General features: G+C 34.7%; 19 protein-coding genes and 2 pseudogenes. 14 read left to right on the top strand and 7 right to left on the bottom strand.

Features of this window, described 5'->3' with window-relative positions; all coding sequences use genetic code 11:
• On the top strand, window positions 1–1,438 hold a 1,438-nt coding region (locus tag I592_RS19955), incomplete at its 5' end, for an InlB B-repeat-containing protein (protein ID WP_016250211.1).
• Window positions 1,439–2,644: 1,206 nt separating this feature from the next.
• A complete protein-coding gene (locus I592_RS19950) occupies window positions 2,645–3,352 on the top strand; it encodes a hypothetical protein (protein WP_010782289.1) in 708 nt (235 codons plus the stop codon).
• A 259-nt stretch (window positions 3,353–3,611) separates the two neighbouring features.
• Here the strand turns inward: I592_RS19950 and I592_RS19945 are convergent.
• From I592_RS19945 to I592_RS19915, 6 genes and pseudogenes are all read right to left on the bottom strand, one after another.
• Window positions 3,612–4,860 (bottom strand): annotated as a pseudogene (locus tag I592_RS19945) (IS256 family transposase).
• Window positions 4,861–5,498: 638 nt separating this feature from the next.
• Window positions 5,499–7,325 (bottom strand): MucBP domain-containing protein, encoded by a 1,827-nt coding sequence (locus I592_RS20860; RefSeq protein ID WP_167540798.1) that lies wholly within the window; start codon window positions 7,323–7,325, stop codon window positions 5,499–5,501.
• Window positions 7,326–7,583: 258 nt separating this feature from the next.
• Window positions 7,584–8,789: an ABC transporter permease gene (locus tag I592_RS19930; protein ID WP_016250209.1), complete on the bottom strand. Its 1,206-nt coding sequence runs from the start codon at window positions 8,787–8,789 to the stop codon at window positions 7,584–7,586.
• On the bottom strand, window positions 8,786–9,463 hold the full coding sequence (locus tag I592_RS19925) for an ABC transporter ATP-binding protein (RefSeq protein ID WP_016250208.1): 678 nt from the start codon (window positions 9,461–9,463) through the stop codon (window positions 8,786–8,788). Before I592_RS19925 ends, I592_RS19930 begins: the two co-directional genes overlap by 4 nt.
• Window positions 9,456–10,601 carry an efflux RND transporter periplasmic adaptor subunit gene (locus tag I592_RS19920; protein ID WP_010779393.1) on the bottom strand — a complete coding sequence of 382 codons (1,146 nt, stop codon included), beginning with the start codon at window positions 10,599–10,601 and terminating at the stop codon, window positions 9,456–9,458. Before I592_RS19920 ends, I592_RS19925 begins: the two co-directional genes overlap by 8 nt.
• A gap of 323 nt (window positions 10,602–10,924) precedes the next feature.
• Entirely contained in the window at window positions 10,925–11,962 is a 1,038-nt protein-coding gene (locus tag I592_RS19915; protein ID WP_010782396.1) for a PTS sugar transporter subunit IIC, read from the bottom strand.
• A gap of 306 nt (window positions 11,963–12,268) precedes the next feature.
• Between I592_RS19915 and I592_RS19910 the strand changes: the two genes are divergently transcribed.
• The 3 genes from I592_RS19910 (at window position 12,269) to I592_RS19900 (ending at window position 15,044) form a co-directional block, all read left to right on the top strand.
• Window positions 12,269–13,168 carry a LysR family transcriptional regulator gene (locus I592_RS19910; protein WP_010782397.1) on the top strand — a complete coding sequence of 300 codons (900 nt, stop codon included), beginning with the start codon at window positions 12,269–12,271 and terminating at the stop codon, window positions 13,166–13,168.
• A gap of 91 nt (window positions 13,169–13,259) precedes the next feature.
• Complete coding sequence (locus I592_RS19905) at window positions 13,260–14,255, top strand: D-2-hydroxyacid dehydrogenase (protein ID WP_044926997.1); 996 nt, start codon at window positions 13,260–13,262, stop codon at window positions 14,253–14,255.
• A gap of 201 nt (window positions 14,256–14,456) precedes the next feature.
• Entirely contained in the window at window positions 14,457–15,044 is a 588-nt protein-coding gene (locus I592_RS19900; protein ID WP_071875878.1) for a recombinase family protein, read from the top strand.
• 726 nt (window positions 15,045–15,770) lie between these two features.
• On the opposite strand, the gene galE is transcribed toward I592_RS19900, so the two are convergent.
• On the bottom strand, window positions 15,771–16,760 hold the full coding sequence (gene galE / locus I592_RS19895; RefSeq protein ID WP_010782400.1) for a UDP-glucose 4-epimerase GalE: 990 nt from the start codon (window positions 16,758–16,760) through the stop codon (window positions 15,771–15,773).
• Between the two features lie 134 nt (window positions 16,761–16,894).
• Between galE and I592_RS19890 the strand changes: the two genes are divergently transcribed.
• The 9 genes and pseudogenes from I592_RS19890 (at window position 16,895) to I592_RS19855 (ending at window position 24,777) form a co-directional block, all read left to right on the top strand.
• Window positions 16,895–17,554, top strand: coding sequence for a Crp/Fnr family transcriptional regulator (locus I592_RS19890; RefSeq protein WP_010782401.1), 660 nt, complete (start codon window positions 16,895–16,897; stop codon window positions 17,552–17,554).
• Between the two features lie 52 nt (window positions 17,555–17,606).
• Window positions 17,607–17,855: pseudogene (locus I592_RS21195) on the top strand (helix-turn-helix domain-containing protein); the annotation flags it as partial.
• 1,114 nt (window positions 17,856–18,969) lie between these two features.
• Window positions 18,970–19,830, top strand: coding sequence for a ParA family protein (locus I592_RS19885; protein ID WP_010782308.1), 861 nt, complete (start codon window positions 18,970–18,972; stop codon window positions 19,828–19,830).
• Window positions 19,831–19,847: 17 nt separating this feature from the next.
• A complete protein-coding gene (locus tag I592_RS19880; RefSeq protein ID WP_010782309.1) occupies window positions 19,848–20,381 on the top strand; it encodes a hypothetical protein in 534 nt (177 codons plus the stop codon).
• 742 nt (window positions 20,382–21,123) lie between these two features.
• Window positions 21,124–22,119 (top strand): replication initiator protein A, encoded by a 996-nt coding sequence (locus tag I592_RS19875; protein ID WP_010782310.1) that lies wholly within the window; start codon window positions 21,124–21,126, stop codon window positions 22,117–22,119.
• A gap of 904 nt (window positions 22,120–23,023) precedes the next feature.
• On the top strand, window positions 23,024–23,293 hold the full coding sequence (locus I592_RS19870; RefSeq protein WP_044927012.1) for a hypothetical protein: 270 nt from the start codon (window positions 23,024–23,026) through the stop codon (window positions 23,291–23,293).
• Between the two features lie 620 nt (window positions 23,294–23,913).
• Window positions 23,914–24,198, top strand: coding sequence for a hypothetical protein (locus tag I592_RS19865; RefSeq protein ID WP_010782311.1), 285 nt, complete (start codon window positions 23,914–23,916; stop codon window positions 24,196–24,198).
• A gap of 29 nt (window positions 24,199–24,227) precedes the next feature.
• A complete protein-coding gene (locus tag I592_RS19860; protein WP_010782312.1) occupies window positions 24,228–24,494 on the top strand; it encodes a hypothetical protein in 267 nt (88 codons plus the stop codon).
• Entirely contained in the window at window positions 24,481–24,777 is a 297-nt protein-coding gene (locus I592_RS19855; protein ID WP_010782313.1) for a hypothetical protein, read from the top strand. Before I592_RS19860 ends, I592_RS19855 begins: the two co-directional genes overlap by 14 nt.
• The last annotated feature ends 383 nt before the right edge of the window (window positions 24,778–25,160 follow it).

The following is a 25,160-nucleotide window of genomic DNA, read 5'->3' as shown; positions in this document are numbered from 1 at the left end:
TGCACAGTGGTTAGGGAATGAAAGTAACAATATTCTGTTTGATTTAAATGCAGGTGGGGATACCTCTGCAGCAACAGATCAAACAACCATTACCAATCTGGCGACGGGCTCAACGTATGACTTATCTAAAGGAATTAAAGATGCGACACGTAAAGGCTATGCCTTTACCGGTTGGTTCACTTCTGAAACAGGAACAGATAAAATGCCGAATTCGTTAGTTGTGCCAAATGGAAATACTACGTATTATGCACAATGGAAAGCGAATGATTATGAAGTAGCGTTTGATAAGAATGCAACAGAAGCAACAGGCACGATGAGTAACCAAGCCTTTGTCTACGACAAAGAACAAGGATTGACAGCCAATGCCTATGCTCGTCCGGGGTACACCTTTAGTGGTTGGAACACCAAAGCAGATGGTACAGGAACGACCTATAACAATAAACAAAGCGTTAAAAACTTGACTACAAAATCCGGAGACACCGTCACCTTGTACGCGCAATGGAAAGCGAATGGTTATAAAGTAGCGTTTGATAAGAATGCAACAGAAGCAATAGGCACGATGAGTAACCAAACCTTTGTCTACGACAAAGAACAAGGATTGACAGCCAATGACTATACTCGTCCTGGGTACACCTTTAGTGGTTGGAACACCAAAGCAGATGGTACAGGAACGACCTATAACAATAAACAAAGCGTTAAAAACTTGACTACAAAATCAGGAGATACTGTCACCTTGTACGCGCAATGGAAAGCGAATGGTTATGAAGTAGCGTTTGATAAGAATGCAACAGAAGCGACAGGCACGATGAGTAACCAAGCCCTTATCTACGACAAAGAACAAGGATTGACAAAGAATGCCTATGCTCGTTCGGGTTATACGTTTAAGGGATGGAGTGAAACCCCTCAAGAGTCTGGAAACTCATTGTATGGAAACATGCAAAAGGTTAAAAATTTAACTACTAAATCCGGAGATATCGTAACCTTATACGCTATATGGAATGCAAATCAAAATAATATCTATTTTGATGCAAATGGTGGTAAAACGAATCAAAAAACAATAAGTCAACCAACCGATACAGTAGTTGGGTTGAAAGATATTGAAGGGGCAACACGAAAAGGATATTCATTTGATGGCTGGTATACTAGTAAAGACTTCGATGTTAAAATGCCAGACAAACTTAAAATGCCTTCGCATGATACAACATACTATGCCAAATGGACAGCAGCAAAAAGTAAACTAAATGGTCCATCTTCCAATAAAAATAATGATAAAACTAGTTCTACAAGTAATATGATTAAAAATTCAACTTCTAATGTATCTCAAAATAAAAATCTACCTCGTACGGGTGAAACATCTTCAGTTTTGTTAATAATTTTAGGATTAGTAATTGTAGTACTTATCTATATTTTCTATAAAAAAAGAAAATTTGATAAGTAAAAAAATAAAGACATAACCTATTCAAACCATAAAAAGATCCTACTTAAGGATCTTTTTATGGTTTTTTTTAGTACAGAAAGCATTACTCCTTAATTACGAACAAGTTGTTTGGTTGTTGGAGAAGAAGTTGATACACCTTTTGAGAGAGGGGAAACTAATACCAAAGGAAGGTGTTAACCTATGTTTAAACGCTATACGAAAAAATTTGAACAAATCATTTTAGATTTATACAACCAAGGTAAAAATATCTGTCAATTATCTTTAGAATACAAAGGTACAAAAAATGAAACGAACAATATTATATATATATAGAAATCACATCTTGATATGATGGAGAAAATCATTAGCGGTGAGAGTATAAAATATTTTATGTAAGTTCCAATGGTAAAATGAAATAAATCAATCTAGGAGGAACAGATCATGAGTATGCTCCCTAAAGATCAAATCAAAGAAATGATTCAAGGCTATGATATTAAAAATACCTAAGATATAAGAGACGCATTTAAAGATATGTTTGGTGAAACGATTCAAGAGATTATGGAAATTGAAACATAATATAATAGATCAAATCACGAACGATCGTTATACTAAAACAACCATATGTTGCACTTAATCCTTACATTCGCCCTACCCAATTAACTTTGCTTAATCTATCTTATGTAAACTATATTATAAAATTTTTGATAAAATGAATGTAACTCATTAAATTTTTTTTAAAGCCTTTTTATCTGCTCATTTCTTTCATTACTAAGTTTCCATTTCAACGGCAACCAGTCTCTCATCTAGACTGATTGCTTTTTTAGGATATCTTTACTTTTCGTGAGTGTATCATTTGCAAAGAAAGAAATTTATTTGTAAATTTGAAGCAATGGGAATTAATCGCCCATAGAAAAGAACGTCAGATACAGATACTAGAGTAAGTAGACTGTGGGGAAGATCTGGCGTTCTATTTCTGTATTGTAACATGTTTAAAGTATAACGATACTTTTTTAATGCTCCCCTTTGTCTTCTAACTTAACGAATAAATTAAAAAACATCTATTGGTATACTCAAATCAATATATATGAAAAATATATCTTCTGTGTTTATTGATCAAATATTAAAATATCATTATAAATAGACAACGTTATTGAAAAATGATTGATTAAACTTTATTATGTAAAAGTTGCTAAGTCGCTTTTGTATATGTAAGGAGAAAACTGAATAATGAAAATGAAAAAATATGTAGTCGCAACACTTATCATTGTACTAGCTTTTATTGGTCTAGCTGGTAAAAACTATGCAGACAGTGTTTTAAATTGGGGTGGGGAAGAAAACATTTCTACCATCAATAGTAATTTAGACAAGTTAAACAATTCCCTATCAAGTAAAGAGCAAGAGATTGTGCAATTATCCAATAAATCAGCTAGTGCGCAGGACCAATTAAACCAGTTTCAAAAAGATATAGACGGTTATAAGCAACAGTTAGAAGGTCATAAGCAACAGTTAGAGAATTTGAAAAATGAAAAAAATCAACTAGCGGGAGAAAAAACTGGTTTAGAATCTCAATTAAATAGTAAAAATGGAGAGTTACAATCTAAACAGCAAGAAATTGCGGATAAATTGAAAGAAATTGATCAGAAAAATCAAGAGATCAATCAGAAAAATCAAGAATGGAATTCTAAACTGCAAGAAGCGTTAAATCAATCGAATGATCTGCGTAATACCATTAATTCACTGAATAACCAAATCAACACATTAAACAATGAAAAGAATTCTTTGCAGGCAGAGCTAGATTCTACTAAACAGCAGTTAGCAAATGCAACTAAAGAAAATTCTGATTTAAAAGCGTATATTGATAAATTAAACAAAGCTAACCAAGATGTGAAAGACACAGCGAACAAGTCCCAACAATTAGTTGACCAACATAAATAAATGGAAAAGACCTCTAGCCCACGCTACTGTCTTTCTATTGCACATGGAAGCGTTACATTGTATAATAAGGTAATCCAAGAAAATCTTTATTTTCTAAAGGAGTACTCGAGAGATCGAGTGCTTTTTTTTTGTTTCAATGGGTTTGTAAACTAAACTGTGGAAGTTAAGCATTTAAAAGTTTTAACAACCAAAATTCTTTAGCTATTTGTTATATCAGATAAATTCTAATCGGAGAAACAGTTGAATAAACCTAGCATTATTACGGAAGGTAAATAGCGTACTTTTCAATTCTTGAGGAGAAGGCCTCATTGATCATTAGCTGATTGAGTACCATAGCCCAGTTTTGGATACGACCACCTGTCCATTTCATTTGTAATTCTTTAGTACGTAAATAGAGCAGTTTAAGGCGTACATTCTCTAATGAGAATGCGCCTTTTTTGGTGGACTTTCTAAAGCTAGAGTGGACGCTCTCAACGGAATTCGTAGTACACATAATTTTTCGAATAGCACTACCATAATCAAATAATTGTTCAACATGAGCAAAGTTTCGTTTCCAAACATCTACAGCACCAGAATAGTGAGACCACCGATTTTGAAAACTATCAAAGGCAGCATGTGCGGCGTTTAGAGAAGAAGCACCATAAAACTTTTTCATATCTCTGCAGACCTCCTTATAATCTTTACTAAGAATGTATCGCAGGGCATTTCGAACAAGATGAACAATACAGCGCTGAACGATGACTGATGGGAAGATCGCTTTCGCACCTTTATCGAGCCCAGAAACACCATCTATCGAAATAAAAAAGACGTCTTCTACACCACGTAATTTCAATTCATCGAAAACTTGCATCAAGCGGTTTTTGGATTCCGTTTGATTCAGCCACAGCCCTAAAATCTTTTTATTTCCTTTGAGAAGGTACCCAAGAATTGTGTATACTGCATATTCTTTCGCTTCGTAGTTTCCTCGTAAAGTGACGTACATGCAATCAACGAACAAGAAAGCATAACATTTAGCCAATGGACGAGCTTGCCATTCTTCCAATTTAGGAAGTACAGCATCCGTGATATCAGAAATCCCTTCATGAGAGATATCAAAACTATAGATATCTTCGATCGTTTCGGCTATATCGCGTTAGCTCATTCCTCGGGCATACATGGAAAGAACTTTGATTTCAATGTCGGAGACATCTCGTTTTCTCTTAGGGATCAATTCAGGATCGAAGGAAGCGTCACGATCTCTGGATACGTCAATATCTACTTCACCAAAGCTCGTTTTAAGTGTCTTATTGCCATATCCATTGTGTCGATTATCATGTTCCTTAGGTTCTTTCGGGTGAGCGTCATACCCTAAGTGATTGTTCAATTCTCCCTGCAACATTTTTTCAAATAAGGGACAAAACACATCTTTTAAAGCTTCTTGCATGTCGTCTACAGATTCTGGCTAATAAAGCATTCAAAATAGATTCGGATAGCTTCACAGAATCAGGATTTCTTTTCTTTCTGGCCATTGTGTAATCACCTCTTTCTCTTATTTAAAAAAAGAAAAACTGTGAAGCAACCTCCTACCTAGGATTAGTGGTTACTTACACAGTTAACATTACACTCTCGTTTCAATTGTGATACACTATTAAGCATAGAGTATTCCACTATCTTTTTTTCTACTCCGTATCCTTACCAGGGAGTTTTTTTTTTAAGATTTTTTTGTAAAGTTTTAAAGATAGTAGCAACAACATTATCATTTCTCATCTAAATTACTTATGAATTCCAACTGAACTTTCAATCTCTTTGTACATCGAAAAGCCAAAAAGAGATCATTCTTTTTTTTCGGATTTTTAAACTATACTAAAATTCAGGTGCTAATGGTTATATCTGTTCTAACTATATATTAATTAACAGAACAACTTTACACTAGAATACTTCCTTTAAACAACTTATGATCTTTATTGGCTGTATAGGTAATGAAGTTCGTTCCCTAATTTAGACTAAAAATCTAACTTAAGGAACGAACTTCAGAACTAAATTTACATTCTACTACTATTAGAAAATATAAACCTCAAAAGGATAAACAAGCAGAGATTTTGAAAGCAAATATCTTAAAACCAGATTTGTTAATTAAATTTTTCCAATATATTAACTCAAGTCTATCCTATTTATTTCTTTTCGTTTTAAAGACTGAGATAAATGCTACAAAGATAATTAACACTGCTCCAATAATCATTTCATAAAACGAGTTAATCGTGTTTTCTCCAGTTTTAGGAAAAGATTTATTACTTGGATCACTCTGTATTGAATTCTTTTCGATTGGATTTCTAGGAACCTTTTTTTTTGATGTTGAATTAGAGTTTGGAGAACTATTCTTCCCATAAATATAAGTAACAGTCTGCTCTTTATCTAAGAACTTTCCATTTGCATTAGTAGGTAATTTTGTTTCATCCAGTGTGTAGCCAGAAATTATTTTTGACTTTGTAGTATAGTTATCTCCTACATTCCCATTCTGAATGTCATCCTCAGAAATGGATTTCCCATTTTCATCTACATATTTTGTAGTAATAGTAGAAGTAATCACAGGAGGTGTATTTTTCTTATAAATATAAGTAACAGTCTGCTCCTTATCTAAGAACTTTCCATTTGCATTAGCAGGCAATTTTGTTTCATCCAGTGTGTAGCCAGAAATTACTTTTGACTTTGTAGTATAGTTATCTCCTACATTCCCATTCTGAATGTCATCCTTAGAAATGGATTTCCCATTTTCATCTACATATTTTGTAGTAATAGTAGAAGTAATCACAGGAGGTGTATTTTTCTTATAAATATAAGTAACAGTCTGCTCTTTATCTAAGAACTTTCCATTTGCATTAGTAGGCAATTTTGTTTCATCCAGTGTGTAGCCAGAAATTATTTTTGACTTTGTAGTATAGTTATCTCCTACATTCCCATTCTGAATGTCATCCTCAGAAATGGATTTCCCATTTTCATCTACATATTTTACTACAACCTTTGAAGTTAGAACAGGATCTACCCATTCTATAGGGATAGAAAACATAGCTGCAATTATTTCATCTTGAGAACCCAAAATCCCGCTTGTATCCCCCCCCTGTGGGGTTATAAGCAAGTGTGTCCACAATGCTGTACTTCTAAGAAAAGATTTAGGACTTTCTGCAATATAATATAAATTGAGAGTTTTCATGTTAGAATCTAAGTCTGAAAAATTAACACTGTTTACATCATCCAGTTTAAGATGATCTTTATCAGAATCGTAAGAAATATCATAATTATTTTTCTGAATATTATTAATATTATCATTCGTGCCTAAATACAATTTCCGCCAATCATTTCTTGTTCCTGTAACTCCATATTTATTTAAATCAAGTGTGTAGTTTGTTTGACCTTTTACTAATTTAATAGACTCTCCAGGAAGATATCGACCATTAGTGTCATTATTTTCTTTTGTTGCATCATTAGAAAAATTAAGCTGTATTAAAATCTGAGAATAGTCCCCAATAGCAGAGGCCATTGTTCCGAGTTTATCATTTATTTTCTGTAAAGCTTCGGTTGAATAATCCGATATATCACCTAACGAAATGTCATATGGATAGCTATTTAAATTAATTCCAGAAGATATAGCTCTTCCTTGCCAATTACCTAACGCATCAACTATATTGCTGATATCAGATAATGATAGAACACCAACAACCCTTATGGAACTATATTGTAAGTCAAATGTTACATCATTGTTAATATAGTCAATAAGTTCCTGAGCATTGTTGAAATTTTGAAAACTAGATAATTTATTTTTTGGGTTAGCAAGTTTAACCTTTGGACCTGCTGTTGCTATTTCTGAAGCTGCCAAAACATTGCATGGTATAGTGGATAATAGAATTATTGTTGTAACTAGTGAAATTGATTTTTTTTTCATTTGTCTCATTCCCCTTTGTAATTTTTGATTACTATCTTTCCACATAATATTAGCCAATTTTTTAACTAGAAGTATAAGGGATTCTATATAGATATTACCGATAGTTTCAATAAGCATTATTATGGGAATTATAGTTCATAAATTTTGAGCCGTTCAATAAAGTGTAGCCAATGCAATAGACACAACAAAGCTTTGAAATTATTTCATATATGCTACTTATTCTCTCCTATTAAAAAAAGCAGATAATGAGATCCCATCTGTTTTTGGGGTAACACTTTGAACAACGGTTACCCGCGACCCAATCTGGATTTTCTGCTATTTCAATATATCGATCAATTCCTTTTTCGCGGCTGCTGAAGCGGGCAAGTAGCTGAAGCATACGCCGATCACCACGGAGGTCCCAATCGAGATCAGCACGGTCATCATGTCTGGCCGCACAGAAAACGGCAAGGCGAAGGACGCTGCGAAAGCAATCAAAATACCAAGAATATACCCAATCACACCGCCGCTCACTGTCAGAACGATCCCTTCAAATAGAAATTGGCGCTTGATCGACTTCGCATTCGCACCAAGTGCACGTCGAATACCGATTTCCTTGGTCCGCTCAGAAACAGAGATGTACATCATATTCATGACGCCCACGCCGGCGATAAATAGCGAGATCGCTGCGACTGTACTGATGAAAAGAGTCATTTTATCCAGCATAGATCCCAACTGCTTGATTTCAGAAGTCGGATCATAGGCTTGATACTCCCCCTGTGCACGACTTTCTCCGTTCATGTTCAACTGTTTTAAGACTTTCGTCATCGCTGTATCCTGATTGACCCCTGTATCAAATTTAAGGGCCAATACGGAATGGTCCTCTTTTTTTCCTAAATAATGCGTATAGGTTTTTTTCGGAAAATAAGCAAGCGGTTCATAATTTTGCGGACCGATCTCTCCAGAAGTATTCGCAGAAACACCCACAACGGTAAAGACCTGCCCCTTTAACTCGAATCCGTTATTTAAAGCGGCCTCCTTCGACCCGAATACTTGCTTTGCGACCGCCTCATCAAGAACGACTACCTTATTTAGCCCATCGCTGTCCGCGGCATTCAATTGGCGACCATTTAAAAGAGACACGGCGGTTTCTTTGGCAGAATGAATCCTCATGGTTAATTTTGTATTTTTATCATAAAAATCAATTGTAGGGTTTCTTTCATTTTTCATTACCTTATAATAAGAAACATTCTTCACTTCTGGAAGGTTGGCGATCATATTTTTATCGGTCTGCGAGATTCCATTATCCTCACTAATTAGATTGTCAAAGTCGTTGTACTTGATGTTGACGTACTTCGTTTGTCCAGTTTCGTCCGCGCCCGTCGTCTCAGATAAAATATTTCGTTTAAACCCATTTCCTAAAGCCACGATCGTAATCACGGCGGCAATTCCTATAATAATACCCACCATCGTTAAAAAACTGCGGCGTTTGTTCTTGAAGATCGAACGAAAGGCAGTACGCCAGAGAATGTATTTTCTCATGATTGCAGCACCTCCTCGATCATCTTTCCATCTCGGATTTTCAATAAGCGGTCACAGTAGACGACCGTCTCTGGATCATGCGTCACCAAGATGATCGTCACCCCTTCCTCATTCAACTGCTTGAACAATTGCATGATGTCCTCTGTTGTATGGGTGTCTAACGCCCCCGTAGGTTCATCCGCAATAATAAAGTTGGGACGATTGATCAATGCCCGAGCGATCGCCACTCGCTGCTGCTGCCCACCGGATAACTGCTTCGGCAATTGATCTAACTTGTCTGCTAATCCGACCCTAGCCAACGCATGCTTCACTTTCTTCTGCGTCTCATTGTGTTTCGCACCGCTGTACAAAAGAGGCAATTCAACATTTTCCGCAACCGTTAAATTCTCGATCAAACTAAAATTTTGAAAAACGAAGCCAACAGAACGATTCCGTATCTCAGACAATTCATTGTCTTTGAAATGCGTGATCTCCCGTCCATTAAACAAATACTCCCCTTCAAACTGTCGATCGATGAACCCAAGCAAATTGATCAACGTGGATTTTCCTGAACCAGAAGGCCCCATAATAGCCACAAATTCTCCAGCTTCGATTGAAAAATTAATGTCGTCTAAAACAGGCACTCTTGTTTCCCCTGTTTCATAATACTTATAGATATGTGCCAAGCTAATCATTGGCACTCACCTGAACTTCTGATCCGTCCTTCAATGCGTCATCTGGATTTTCAATGATTTGATCCTTGTCCTTCAATCCTTTTTGAATGATCGTGCGCCCGTTGACAGCCAACGTTTGAACGACCGTTTTCTTCGCTTTTCCATCCTCATACTTATAGACATATTGTTCATTTCCTGTTTTCTTAAGTGCAGACGACGGTAATAGAAGCTGTTTTTGCTGCAACGTGATCAATGTCGATAAATCATCCGTCCAAGGGAAATTCCCCTCCACAGTAAATGCATAAGAGGCAACATTGCTGTTGTCCCCGCTCGTCGGTATAGCACTCGCAGCAATCGATTTAATCGTTCCCTCCACTTTTTTGTCATTGCCCACCGTCGTGACCTGAACGGTTTGCCCCGGCACCAATTTGTCTAGATCGTATTCCGTGACGGTACCTTTGACTTGCTTTTCTTTGCTGGAAACTGCGACTACTGGAACCTCTGGAGAGCCCTTTCCCTTTTCATCCACAGACGCCACGCCCGCAATTTCAGCACTCACCGTCGCTGACGCTTGCTTTTGCTGCCCAGCAAGCACATCTTTAGCAGATTGGACTTCCTCATAAGCCCCCTGCACCGCAAAACGAGACTGACTCAACTGGTCATTGGCCGTCTGCAATTCCCCTTGCTGCTGCTTTAATTGTTCATTCAAAGCAGCCTTTTCTTCCTCATCTTTCGCACGAGCCAGCTTCTGCTGCGTCTCACCAATTTGATTCGATAGCGTTTGCACTTGTCTTTCCCCAGCAGCAACAGTCGCTTCAGCCTGAGACGCATCAAGAGAACTCTTATTCACCGCATGCTGCTGCGTGATCGTTTCATTTTGAGCCGTATCATTTTGATACTCGATCAAAGGCGTGCCCACCGCCACTTCTTGCCCATTGCTTACAGGAACATTTTTGATCGTTCCTTTATTCGCATCTAAAAAATAAAGCTGACGCTTCAACGGTTCCACTTTCCCCTTCAACTGCAAAGGATCTGCTGTTTTTACTGTATACACCTGATACGAAGCTGCATCCTTTTTACCACCGAATGCAAAAAAAGCACCCCCTGCTATAACCAAACCAGTGACGCCAGCAATAATGATCTTTGTCTTCTTCTTCATGTCCATCCCCCAAATTAATCGTTCTATCCTCAGTTTATAGGGGGACGCCCCTCTCCAACATCGAATCCTCTTTCTTTAAACGAACAAAAAAGTAATATTGAAGAATATGTATGATTTATATTAGAAATGAAATCGCCTTATATTTTCCTTTAGAACAATAATCATAATCACCTCAGTTCTATTAGAAATAAAGTCAAAGAGAACTACACTCTTTGACTTTTCAATCTATTCTAAAGTAAAACGATAACTAAAAACTACAGTGTATCCTTAGAAATTACTGTAGGTAGTTATAGTTTATAGTTAAAACTTTTAATAAGTATCTTTTAGTTATAATTTATCTTGTAGTCCTCAGATTTAGAAATTGCAAGTATTTGATTAAATAAGTGAGTGAATAAAAAACTTAACATCAGAGGAACTATCAAAAATGAAATTACTACCTTTATAATGTTTAGCGTTGTCCACCCATCTGCTGACAGTGCTAAAGCGTTAATAGGACCTATAAATCCACTAAATCCAAACCCCGCACTAAATGGTGTCCCTTTCAAGTCAAAAATATAGGCAAATAGCCCTGTTATTGCCGCATTACAAATGATTGGTAACATAATTTTAGGCTTTTTTAGTACATTAGCCATCTGCATTTTAGGAGATCCAATGAAATGCGCCAATGAAGTTGGAACTGAATTAGATCGCCATCCTGCTACGCACAAACCAAACCCAGCAGCACAAATACCTAGATTTGCAGCTCCTGATGCAATACCAGATAAAGATATTGCTGTCGCAATACCGACAGTGGCAATAGGTGATACAATCATCATTGAGAACATGACTGAAATCGCTATAGTCATCGGAATTGGCTGAAGTACAGTTAAAGTATTTATAAATTGTCCCAATAATGTTGTAATGTACTTAACATAAGGCAACAAAAGTGTACCTATACCTCCTCCAACAATTGCCACAATAGTAGGTATAACCAAAATCGTAAACGCTTGTAGTTTTTTTCCTAATAATAAAATTAAATAAGCTGAGATAGCGGCAGTTAATCCAGTATTGATAACATCTCCTGTTCCATGAAATATGAATCCTCCTCCTGGATTAATTGTTGCAACTCCGGAACCAATTACACATGCCATTCCAAGTGATCCAATTTGAATTGGCGTAAATTTAAAATTTATTGCTATCGCGACTCCAACTATAATAGGCATTAGCGTTTGAGCGATACCTGTAGCAGTTAAACCAAAGGACCAATTCAATGCCTTTGAAAGTTCACTTAGCAAAGCTCCAGGTATTAGAGCAACAACAATCCCTAAAGAGATACCATTTAAAATATTCATAGTGAATTCTTTTGGTCTCAAATGTTCCATTTTTAAACTTCCTTTCATGTTCTTCGAGTTTATTCAATAATAACTAAGAAAAATTTTTGGAACTTATTATATCTTCAAAAAGTTACGATATTTTGATCAAAATATCACATGATGGAGTAAAAATTTATAAATTAGTTTTTACAAAAATTTATTCACTTCATATAGCAGAAAATATTTGCTATACTTCGAAGATAGTTATAAGTCGTGATGTTCCCCTTTCGACCTAAGTATAGTTGTATACATATAAAATTTGAAATTGATTCAATTTATATCTTGATAGAAAAAATCTATAAGGGAATGAATAGTATGGAACTTCGTCAATTGCGTTACTTTATTGAGATAGTCAATTCACAAAACTACTCGAACGCAGCAAAAAACTTGTTCATTACACAGCCCACCTTATCGTGGAATATGGGAAAACTTCAGAGTGAATTAGGAACAAAATTACTCTACCAAGTTGGAAATAAAGTATTTCCTACAACTTCAGGTATTGAGTTGTACAAAGGAGGATTGGAAATCATCCATTCATTTGATTCTCTAATTAACTCAATTGAAGGATCAAATAATACTAGTAGTAAAGAACTTGTTATTGGTTCAAATGCAATCATTTTTCCTTCAATAATGCCTCTGATACAAGAATTTAAAAATGTCTATCCAAGTTTTTCAATCAGTATAGAAGAGGCTGGATCTATCAAAATACAAGAAAAAGTAGTGAATGAAGAAATAGAACTCGGCATCGTTTCCCTTCCAGTTGTTGAACCAGGGTTAGAAATTGAACAAAATATTTTTAGTTCGTTTCATTACGATGCATATCTTCTAATGAGAGCGAACCATAGACTGGCACATTCCAAAACAATAGACATCAAGGAGTTAAAAAGTGAAATATTTTGCTCAATGAATAAAGATTATGTTCTATGGCATATGCTAAAAGAGAAAGCACGTGAAAATGGATTTCAGCCTGAAATAAGATTAGAAAGTAATAATCATGATGTCCTTGTTGAACATATTATTAAATACAACTCTATTGCTATTCTTCCTGTCCAGTTAAAGAAGACAATTGCTAAAGAAGACAAATTAGTTTGGATTCCAATAAAAAATAGTCTTAAGCCGTTCAATATTGTTGTAATTTATAAAAGAAACAAGCCTTTGAGTCCTATTGCAGCCTCATGCTTAGAAATTATTACTGATTATAAATTTAGTAATTGATAGATTTTATAAGCATATAAAATCTATCAATTAGAAAAAAAATAGATCGAAACCTATACTTAAGTAAACATATAAAGGGAGCTGAATATAGGTGGTAAAAATATTGATGATGGGGGCTAGAGAAGATGAGAAAGAGTTTGCAATTAAATGGGCGAAAGAAAATAACGTTACATTAAAGATTACCAGTAAATTTTTAAATGATAAAACATACTCAATGATAAAGGGGTTTGATGGACTAAGTCTTCAACAAACTATGGGACTCCCTACAAAAATGTACACTGATTTAAAAAATGATGGATTTAAACAAATCGCCCAGCGGTCGGCAGGATTCGATATGTACAATTTAGAAGAAGCACGAAAACAAGGAATTAAGATTACTAATGTCCCAGCGTATTCTCCTAATTCCGTTGCAGAATTTGTAGTGGCAAGTGCACTTAATGCAGTGCGACATCTTAATGATATAGAAAGTAATGTAAGCAAGCATGACTTCCGATGGTCTGCACCTATTATGTCAAATGAAATCCAATCACTAACAATTGGTATCTTGGGAACAGGCAGAATTGGGCAAGTTGTTGCAAAAATATTCAAAGGGTTCGGGGCTAAAGTTATAGGTTATGATTTATTTCAAAATGAATCTGCAAAAAAAATTCTTACCTATGAAAATGACTTTGATAAATTTGTTAAAAAATCCAATATTTTAACAATTCATACTCCGCTTACTCAAGATAATTACCATATGTTTAATGACAATACTTTCAAAAAGATGACTCCCGGAACGATATTAATCAATGCAGCTCGCGGAGCAATTGTAGATACAAAGTCAATGATGAGAGCTCTAGATAGTGGGCAACTTAAATTCTGCGCTATGGATACTTATGAAAATGAGATGCCTTATGTTACGTATGATTGGTCAAAAAAACACTTAGAGGATCCTTTATTGAACGAAATAATAAAGCGTGATGATATACAATACACACCTCATATTGCTTTTTATACAGATGTTGCTGTAAAGAACTTGGTTTACGGTGGATTAAATGCTTGTTTAGAAATTTTAGAAACTGGTAATAGTAAAAGTATTGTAAACTAAAATAAAAAAGATATTCTAATCCACAATAGTACCTGTTATAAACTAATTAATTTTTTGTATTTAGTCCCTTTCTGTACACTTTCTTTTTTTGTCTTTTATCAAATAAAAAATAGTTAATTTATGTTCATAAACCCGTATCAAAATCTATGTTCAAATAATACCCATTACATAAAGTTATGTTACAATAATTTTGAGAATGGAGTGATTTTTTTGAAAATAGGATACGCCCGGGTTTCTACAGGCTTGCAAAATTTGGATTTACAGGAAGATAGTCTTAAAAAATTTGGTTGCGATAAAATTTTCACCGATCATATGAGTGGAGCAAAAAGTAATCGCCCAGGTTTAGAAACTGCAATTGATTTTGTTCGAGCTGGAGATATTTTAGTTGTTTGGAGATTAGATCGCTTGGGAAGAAATATGGAAGATTTAATTTCTATCGTAAATAGATTAAATGAACGAGGAGTCGGTTTTCATAGCCTGCAAGAAAATATCACAATGGACAAATCAAGTTCTACTGGCCAGTTGATGTTTCATTTGTTTGCTGCGTTTGCAGAATTTGAGCGTAATTTGATTTTAGAACGTTCTGCGGCGGGTAGAGCTGCAGCTAGGGCGCGCGGTAGATTTGGCGGTCGCCCTGAAAAACTTACTAAACAGGATTTGGAGTTGCTGAAGACGTTAGTAGATAGTGGCACACCGATTAAAACGATTGCTGAACGTTGGAATGTTTCTCGTACAACAATTTATCGTTACCTTAATAAGTTGGAAAATAAAGATAAAGTCTACGAATAATATCTTAAAAAAAGGAATTTTTATAGCAGGAAGCCGCCCCCCTTTTTTTTACCAGCCAGCTTAGAATGTAGGTATTAACTATTTCTTTTTAGGAAAAAGTTGATATCTACATTTTTTGACTTTCTAATAATGAAAAGGAGGTTTAATTATGAGAGCTTGTACCAAATGATATGTAGCTGATAATCGATCAACAGCTTTACTAAGAAAAAAGTGTGTTTAGAAAACCATCAGCAGTGTATATGCGGAACTTGTGGTAGATGTAGCTATTTCCAAAAAGGACGATAAAAGATACTTACGTCGAATTTATTTTCCCTTAAAAAGCTTAGAAATTGCAAGGCTCTATTGAAGACTTGCAATTCAGCTTCAATAAGAATTCTGCGGAATATATGAAATCATCAACAAAACGAGGAAAAAATATCGAGTATTTCTAAAAATGAAATAGAAAGGCTTACGCAACAAGAAATTGAAGCTTATTTATCTTCTTACTAATCAGGTAAAATGATTGAATAGACAGTAAACTTCTTAATTAGAAGATACTGTCATTTTTTTTATTTTCTCCAATCAGATTTTCTGTAAGATTTGCTTAATACTAATTTTTATTAGTGAGATATTCTCTTTATTGGATTACTGATCTGATGCGTATTTTCCGGATTAGGGCGCTTATGCCAGCTATCTTAATTCAATGAAATGGAATTGAATTAAGATAAATTTTTCTTTAAGAACTGCTTATTTTTTATATCCGTTAGGATTCTTTTGATGCCATGACCAAGCGCTGCTGATTATCGTATCAAGATCACTAAATTGAGGAGTCCATCCTAACAAATGGCTTATCTTTTTACTTGAAGCAACCAAAGAATGAGGATCACCGTTTCTTCTTTCTCCAAAAACAATTGATATTTTAGTATTCGTAAATAGTTCAACATGTTTTACTATTTCCAAAGTAGAAAAGCCCGATGAAGTTCCAACGTTGAAAATATTACTTTTATTCTCTTTTATTAGATAATTCATGGATAAAAGATGTGCTGAAGCTAAATCGACAACATGGATGTAATCTCGAATCGTTGATCCATCTTTTGTATCGTAATCATTTCCAAAAAGTGTGATAGATGGATCTTTATCCAATGCTATATTTAGGACTAACGGGAGAAGATGCGTTTCTGGACGATGATCTTCACCGATTTCTCCAGATAAGTCAGCGCCAGCAACATTAAAATAGCGTAGAACAACATAATTGATATCGTATGCTAAACGACAATGCTCTATTATTTTTTCCATCATCAACTTACTTTCCCCATATGGACTTTTAGGGATTGTTTCAGTATCCTCAGTTATCAATACATCCGAACAATTACCGTACACGGCTGCAGTAGATGAAAAAATAATTTTTTTTATCTTAAATTCATTCATTACTTTCAACAGTGTGATTAGACCGGAGACATTATTTTCAAAATAAATCAAAGGATTACTTACAGACTCAGCTACAGATGAATATGCAGCAAAATGAAAAACAATATCATACTGAACTATTGAAAATATTTCTTTAAGCAGTTCTTCATTTCGGACATCCCCTTCGATAAAAGCTGCTTTTTTATTTACAGCCTCGACGTGCCCTGTTTGCAAATTGTCTAGTACAACAACTTTATGTTCAGCTTCAACTAATTGTTTCACAACGTGGGAACCTATATATCCTGCTCCGCCTACTACTAATATATTCATAAATCCTCCTAAAAAATTTTTTCTTATTATTTGATATTCTAGGAATATCATTTGTTTTTTTTGATAGTTTAGCAATATAATTAGTGAACGAGTAGGACATATGTCCCAATTTTGATTTATTGTGAGGGTTTTATATGAAAAGCTATGTATTGAATCAAAGTGATATAGAAGTAATGGATCGTTTAAATTTGAATAGTAAAAACCTGTATGGGTGTAGCCGTATTAGGTATTCGATTGGAGAAAAACTATACATTGAAGGAAATCCCTCTGAATGCATAACCATTATTGTTTCTGGAAAAGCTAAAGTATTTTCTATGGCGAAAAATGGCAAAAACATGTTGTTATCTTTCTACATGTCTGATGGAATTATGGGAGATTCAGAAATGATGACCGAAGAAAAAAAAACTTCAGCTACTGTAGTTGCCTTATCTGACTTGACCTGTATTGTCATTCCATATAAAAAAAATATGAGTATACTCAAAAATAACTTATTTTTTATGAATATAGTTGCTGAAAGTTTGGCTTACAAACTGATTGAAAGTAGCAACAATTGGGTTTCTACGGCTTTATATAGTGGAGAGCAAAGATTATGTTCTTATATTATGCAGGCTTCGTATAAATCCTTTTTCAAAGACAATTTAAGTGACGTTGCAGAAGCAGTTGGTATTAGTTATCGGCATATGTTTCGCATTCTGAAAAAACTATGTCAAGAAAATATATTATTAAAAAAATATGGAGGATATTTAATTATAAACAGTAAAGAGCTACGGGCTAAATCTGCTGAGTATATTTAAATGACTTCTCTTTGCTGACTTGCAATATTTAATAAATCAAAAATTCTGTTCCATATTTTCTTTGTTTTCAACATTTGTAGAATTCGAACGCAATCTAATTTTAGAACGTTCCGCGTTTGGTCGAGCCTCTGCAAGAGCGTGGGGTATAATCGTTGGTAGACCTGAAAAACTTACTGAACAGAATTTGGAGTTACTGAAGACATTGGTAGATAATGGAACACCTATTAAAACTATCGCAGAGCGCTGGAATGTATCTCGTACCACCATATATAGATACTTGAATAACTTGAAAGTAAAATAGTAATCCTCTATGACTAGCTAGTGACTGTATTCTTACTTTTATGGATAAAGGACTGATGAATTGCTAAAATAAATAGTCCCTATCTGACAGTCTTGCTAATGGAAGAAGGTGTACGCATTGTTCTATGCATTTATCTGCCCCCCTTCTTGTTGGGCTTATTACAGCCTTATTTGAATTTCGGCTAATACGAGAGACAAGAAGTAAATCAACTATGGCGACATTACCCAAAAAAGAACCCCTAAAAAATCCGATTTCTTTAGGGGTTCTGTGTACACATTGTTCTTATCTACAAGATAAGAACATCATAATCTCGAGCAAGACTTAAGCTATCAAATACAAATAATTGTGTCTCGTTTACTAACATCCGTTATTTAATCGCATTTGCGATATTAAAATCATAAGAATGATCCAAACAATTTTTATCATCGTTTACTACCTCTATTAATTAAATACTACTTTAACGATTACCTACTACCTTTATTATTATGTACTACCTTATTTTTTTGCTATCCTTACAAATTAGCGCTACCTTATTTCTTTATCTATAGGCTTCGCTGACAAATCATTTTCTTATATCTTTACCTACTACCTCTATTAATTAAATACTACTTTAATGATTATCTACTACCTTAATTATTGAGTACTACCTTAATTTTCTTCTGATATTCTTATAGATAAGCGCTACCTTATTTCTTTATCTATAAGATTCACTGACAAATCGTCTTCTTTTATCTTTACCTACTACCTCTATCAATTAAATACTACTTTAATTATTATCTACTACCTTAATTATTGAGTACTACCTTAATTTTCTTCTGGTATTCTTATAGATAAGCGCTACCTTATTTCTTTATCTATAAGACTCACTGACAAATCGTCTTCTTTTATCTTTACCTACTACCTCTATCAATTAGGTACTACTTTAATGATTATCTACTACCTTAATATTACTGCTCTATTTACGGTCTTGAACCTTTGTAAATACATTAGACTTGTTTATTAGTCTCCATTTATGATTATGGTAGTATATAATAAAAGTTTGTTGCGCGTTTAATGGTAGTATGTTATTATCTTTATAAAGGTAGTTCGTAACTAAATTAGTGGAGGTTTTTACATGGCAAATAAGGTCAAAAAAACTGCTGAAAAATATGTTGTCGGTAACTTTAAAGGCGGAGTTGGTAAGTCTACTACAGTTCAAATGTTAAGTTTTGAATCAGCATTTGGACGAGGCTTGAGAACATTAGTTGTTGATTTAGATATGCAAGGAAATACTTCGGACGTGCTTAACTTAACTCATATGAACTATAGTGAAGAAGATGGCGGTGGAGAACTTTTATCATTTGATAATACGATTACGGATGTGTTAATGCATGGGGTTCCAGTAGAAGATGCTATTTACCCGATCATAAACAATCTTGATGTTTTACCTGCCAATATTTCTTTTGAAATGTTCGATGATTGGGTGAAAGAGCAATATTCGAGTTCAAACGATCAGTTCAAGTATATCGAGGAAAGATTAAGTCCTATATTTGATAAATACGATCGTATTTACTTCGATGTACCACCAAGTATCTCAGTTTACACTAAGTCAGCTATGTACATGGCTGACTGGGTAATCGTAATTCTTCAAACACAAGTAAAATCTATGAGAAATGGCTTGCAATACATGGAATATATGGATTACTTTGTTAAAGAATTCAATACTAATTTGAAAGTAGTCGGTGTTATACCTTTCATGCTAGAAACGAAGGATGCAGTAGATAAAGAAATGTACGCGCAAGCTCAGACTATTTACCAGGAACATCTAATAAATACAGTAGTCCTAAAAAATGCTCGTCTAAAGAGATACGATGGCTCAGGAATTACGCTAGAAAAGACAAAAACAGGGAAAATCGACCATTGGGATCGAAAAACTCACCAAATTTTCAAAGATATCTACGATGAACTTGAGATTCATAAAACCTGGTATCAATAAGTAAGGGGGAAATTTCAATGGCCGATATTAAGGACCTAAGCATTTTCAATAAAACGAGTAACGGAATGGACGCTATAAAGCAAGCCAGTCATAAAAGTGATTCAGATATTCAAAATCAAGATATGCCGACTATCAAAAATAATAACGAAGCCCCTATAAGAGTTACCACTCCAAAAGAAAAGACTCGTAAAGCCAAGAGAAATGTTGGAGCACCAATTAAGAATTTTGACCGATCACATGCTTCTACGCAGCCAATTAAGTTATCAGCTATCCTAAATTCGACTTCTCGTTCTATGGTAGAAAAATACGAAACAAATTTGAATAAGGATGAACTTTTAAGAAAGTCACTCGATCTTTATGTAAAACAAAACCTAACAAAAGAAGATAAAATTGATTTACTAAATGATGTCATAAGAGATCTAGAAATTTTTCGAGAAAAGCATCCCACAATCGAACAAGTCGATGAAGATGGAAATATCGTTAAATCAGCAGATCAGATTGAAAAAGACACAATAAATGATTTGAGAAAAAGATGGGGAATTGACAACTAATTTTGAAATATTTACCTACTACCTTAATAAATTAAGGTAGTTTTTTATTACGTAAAAGTTGGAATCTATACTACCATTATGTACATTTAAGGTAGTACATAATATCGAATGATTATGTATTATGGTAGTTATTTATCATAATAACGGTAGTATATAATTAAGATATTTGTTAAATTATGGTAGTCAATAAGAAAAGCTAACCTGGAAAAATAATGAATAAAGGTAGTCCTTAATAGGTATTTAAGGTAGTTAACAATTCTTTGTATCAACTATATTCATGGTAGTTTGTATTTATATCTATATGTATAGCGCTTTCTTTATTTATGAGTAACTCTTTTAGAATAGCAATCATCGGGAACAATTTCGTAAAAAGTGTTTTTCTATGAAACGTTAATTTAGGTAGTTTTTTATAAATGTATTATGGTAGTTAATTATTATCATTTAAAGTAGTGGGTATTTATTTATTTTGATTAATTAAGGTAGTGGACAATTGGTTAAACACTCGTGTTATGTACTACCCTAAATATTATTACGGTAGTACATAATGACAATACTGGGTTTATTGCGGTAGTACGTAATCTGTTATTACGGTAGTGATTTATTGCTTTTTAAAGTAGTACCTTATTGATTTCACCCGTTTTTTCGCTTGAATAAAGGAAAACACTTGTGTATCTTCAGAGTGAGATTACTTTAAGAACAGCAATTATTTAGAAATAAGAGAATTGCTAAGGGAGTAAATATTATGTCAGAGTTTAATTATTTTAAAGCAGATCGTGTTTACAACGAATTATACTATCAATTTCCTAAAGTCTTTTTAGTTTCAGAGGACTATCGCAAAATGTCAGACTCCACCAAAATAGCATACATGCTTTTAAAGGCGAGACTGCAAGCAGCGATCGCAAAGCGACAGGTTGATGAAGAAGGAAACATCTATTTCACCTACACTACAAAAGAACTTTGCAGTGTATTAAACTGCCAGAAACAAAAAGCAATCGATATAAAAAAGAACCTAGAAAAGTATGGGTTGCTGCTTCAAAAAGACATGGGTTTTAATAAAAAACTAGGCAAACAAAATCCAAATAGAATGTATTTAGCTGAACTGAATATTACTGAGAATGACATTTATATGCTTGAGCAGTTCGATGCAGACAACAGTGAAAACAAGGTAGAATCGCAGGGTATGAAAATCATACCCACCCCAGGAAGTAAAGTGACCGCTGAATCTGTTGGGGTACAAGAGGGTATGAAAATCATACCCAGACAAAACGTTGATAAATCAGAGGGTATGAAAATCAGTCAAGTATTTAATAATAATTACCTAGACACTAATAGACACAATATAGACACTGAAAAAGACCGCCTACAAGATCAATTGCTCTTAGATAACTTTGTCGAATTGATGCAAGACGCTAGTATTGGGACATTCATTCCTAAAACGGTTCTAACTTTGATAAAAAGCTACTCGAATTCATTTGCTGAAGCAAATGATACTGTAAAAACAATTCATAATGCTAAAAACAAAGCAAAACAAAATACAGGTATCCACATAGTATACGAGGAAATTGGTGAGTTAAATGGATCTACAGCAGATGCTTTGCTCTATGTGACTTTATTAAAAGCATATCAAAAGCAACGAACTGAAAAAGTAGAGAACCTACAAAATCTCATTTTTGTTTATGTGCGGAATTTCTTTGAAGAGCAAGTGACACCTAAATTCAAAGATCAGCGTACATTTTAAATTTTTTTGGTAGCAATTTTTTAATAAAAAGTACATTAATCTCAAGTTAGAATAAGGAATTTAAAATTAAAAAAAGTTTCTTGTTAAAATAACTAATAATAACTAATTAGAATTATTATAAAATAACGGGTAGCGCTTACAAAACGCGTGGTTAAGCTGTTGACAGCGTACAAACATTTCAGTTAAGATAATGGCGTATTTTAGTTTTAAATATATTGTTTGTGGAGTTTTCTAATGATTCTAAGGTGTTTGAGGAGGGCTGTGCTCAAGTTGGTAATTAATTACACGATGCCAAAAAGGTGTTTGCTAATAAAAAAAAGTATGTTACTCTATGTGCGAGAACAACTCAAAAAATTAGAAATAAATTAAAGAGTTTTATGAACGAAATAATAAAACTGAATATACATGTTTTTGCGTCGGCAGGAAGCCGACAAAACGCGAAAACAGGAGCCCCAATCTTTCTCCCCGCCAAAGGACTGCAATCCAGAGGTGGATCATTGAAAGAAAGGTGCCGTCGAAGTACCGACGGGCTACGCTCCTGCCTAGTGCGTCACAGATTATCTGCAACGAGACAATAATACCATATTTTCATGGGTTCTTTAAACACTTTCTTTAGATGTGTCTAGACATTGGAAATTGGGGTTCGTACCCAAGCATTCGGTCTTTCGAATGCAAGGAATCGAGCCGTTTTATCACCTCTTGCAGTATTTGATACGTATTAGGGGGGAGACTATGCCTATCGGCATGGTCTCCTTTTTTTTGTTGTCGGTTTCCTGCTGACGCAAAGACCTTAGTCAGTTTGTACCGTTTGCAACTATGGCAAAACAAATAAAAATTCTCTTAATCTTAACGTAAAACTCGCACTGTCATAGTTGCATCGATACTAAAAAAAATTGGATTGGAAGTGAATAAATTGGAAGTTCGACAAATCTGTTCGTTTAAAAAACTCCAAGAAACGGCGACAACGGTGCGATTATTTGACGGGACCATATGGGTCAACATGAATCACGGAAAATTCTTAAATAATCGCACTGGAGAGCAGCAATCAATCATGAGACTCTATCCAAAGGTACGGACCGCGGTTACACCAGGAGGTGTGGTTTTCGCTAAAAGAAAACATCCGAAGGCTGACCTTTACTGTATTAAGAAATTCAAAGCTAAGATATTACTTTAACAAATTTTTTCTTGTTTGCAAGTTAATCGGCTTGCACGATCCTTGAAAACTTTATATCGACAAAGAGTACCGAATATCGACGGATGCATCTGACTGTCTAGCAGCGTTGGTACTCAAAATGAAAGACAGTACCCGGGAAGGTTAGCGTCTCTTGGGAAGTGGTCATTTTCGCTTTTTGATAAAAAGTAGCGCAGGTAACCGTCACCACGCGAAATCAGTGTGACTATCTGCTTACAGAAGGATTTCTGATGCTTGTTCCTTTGTCTCAAAGTCGGAACTTGGCAGGTTGACCGTCAACCAAAAACGGCACGTTCTCACTTACCGTAAAAGTGTATAGCTAATTTTTAATTTGTAAACAAAAGAAAATTTGTGAGGCGAACTTTATTGAACGAGATAAGAGAGTTAGTCGATTTTATGAGATCAGGAAAACGAAAAGAAATGTACTTAGAAGACTACTTGTCCATTAAACGAAGAACCAAAAAGTGGACTAGAAAGCGAGAATGTATACTGCTGAACCAGCTTGAGAAAAGTTCCGTCATTTCCGTGAACTATAAACGCGTAGGAGAACGGATAAGAAAGAATTTAATACTCAATGCGTGAAAGGAAAAGGAGAAATTAGGATGGGATTATATTGGGTGTTTTTTGGGGTAGTACTTTCATATCTGTTATTTCTAGTGATCTATTTGTTAGGCCAATGGCAAACATTAAAAAACGGAGAACGATTATCTTTTATCTGTTGGATTATCACTATGGTATTGGTAACAATCACTTTGTGGCTGACGATTGAAACGTCGCAAGAAATTAGAATTATTCAGCAAGAAGTAATAACGGAAAAGAAACGATCAGAAAAGGCAACAAAAGGAACTATTAGACTATTTGAGACAACTTTTCAAATAAAGCAATAAAAGTATAGCAAAAACAAGGAGTGAAAAATATGCAGCAAAAAATAAGTAATGCAGGGATTAAAGAAATCAATGCGCTTAACAGTCGAGTAGCTATGCAGGAGTTACAAAGAGATCGTGAAAAAATTCTTGGATTGTTTTTAGTCAGTCTTCTAGTGTCTGTTCTCACGTATCGTTTAGGTGTCTGTTTTAAAGAGTCACTTGTTTGTTTACTACTTGCCTGCATTGCACTGATATTTATTCAAATATTCTTGAGATTTTCAGGTTGTGGAAGGAGAAATAAAATTGAGAAAAATTAATACGGACAGTAGAGATTTTAAATCTATGATACGTATATTTATTAATGGGAGAGGCGGAAAAGCCTTTTCCTACGGTAATTTTAATACATGGATAACAAATAGAGACTGCTTTATTGTCTCTAAATGCGGAAGCTTCAGTATGGGACAAGCTGTCTTCACATCCATATTGAAGCATGAATACGAGTTACAGATAACCTATCGCTACAGTGCTGAAGGACAATTGGAAACAATATATCAAGTAAAGAAAGTTAAAGAAAAAAAGCGCTGTTCAAGCGAAGCATAGCTCCGACTCCGCCTGAACAGAAGAAAGAAGATGCTAGTTTTGAAAAACTAGCTTATATGAATTGATTTTTTGGTTTTGCGATACATTTTTACCATTTCACGCGCTGTCTAGCTGCGAAAGCATGCTGAAGCTTCGCGCAAGCGCGTTCAGCCTGTTTCTCGCAAGACGCTGGAAGAACTTGCAAGGGCAAGCGTTATCGCAAGCGACCCTTGCAAAACCTTCTAGTGAATGGTAAAAGCTTCGCAACAAAACGCAAAAAATTCAGCCTTTCGACTAGCGACCGTGTAGCTTAAAACAAAAAAATAAGAAAAAAGGTGGAAAATTAAAAGAATGGAGGATTTAAAAAAAATAAGTATCAAAGCCCGTTAAACTATGCATAGTTG

The sequence above is a fragment of the Enterococcus gilvus ATCC BAA-350 genome (assembly GCF_000407545.1).
In the GTDB taxonomy this organism is placed as follows: domain Bacteria; phylum Bacillota; class Bacilli; order Lactobacillales; family Enterococcaceae; genus Enterococcus_A; species Enterococcus_A gilvus.
This window is presented reverse-complemented; position numbering and strand designations above follow the sequence as displayed.